Annotated in this window: 1 protein-coding gene; it reads left to right on the top strand. The window is 70.3% G+C overall.

Annotated features, from left to right (window positions below):
• Positions 1–731, top strand: a 731-nt coding sequence (locus HC031_RS32255) for an acyltransferase family protein (RefSeq protein ID WP_167929240.1), incomplete at both ends; no start/stop codon positions are given.

Raw genomic sequence — 731 nt, forward strand, 5'->3', positions numbered from 1 at the left:
AGTGCGGCGGCTCATGCCCGCGCTGCTGCTGATGGTCCTGGCGGTGGCCGTCGCCGTTCGCACCTGGGCACCGCTGAGCGACTGGCAACAGCGCCGCGGCGACCTGCTCGCCACGATCTTCTACTACGCCAACTGGCACATGATCTCGGCGGACGAGTCGTACTTCGCGGAGTTCGCCTCGCAGTCCCCGCTGCGGCACGCCTGGTCACTGGCGATCGAAGAGCAGTTCTACCTCGTGTGGCCGCTGCTGGTCCTCGCCCTGCTGCGCTGGCGCCGCCGGTGGATGCCGATCGTGCTCACCGCCGGCGCGGCCGCCTCGGCGATCACCATGGTCGTGCTTTACTCGCCCGACAGCCCGACCCGCGCCTACGCCGGCACCGACGCCCGGGCCCAACAACTGCTCATCGGCGCCCTGCTGGCCCTCGCGGTACGCCGGTTGACCGCCGACGGTGCGGCACGGCAGTCGATCGGCCGTCACGCCTACGTGTTCGGACCGCTCGCCGCGGTCGCCACGGGCGTGCTCCTGATCGTCACCCGCGACAGCGGAGGCTTCTACTACCACGGCGGCGCCACCGTCATCGCCCTGGTGATGGCCGTCCTGATCGGCGCCGTCGAGCTCGCACCGGCATCCCCACTGGCGCGCCTGCTGTCGATCCCGCCGCTGCGCTGGATCGGCATGATCTCCTACGGCCTGTACCTGTGGCACTGGCCGGTCATCATGTTCGCACCCA

The sequence above is a fragment of the Planosporangium thailandense genome (genome assembly GCF_011947195.1).
GTDB classification, from domain to species: domain Bacteria; phylum Actinomycetota; class Actinomycetes; order Mycobacteriales; family Micromonosporaceae; genus Planosporangium; species Planosporangium thailandense.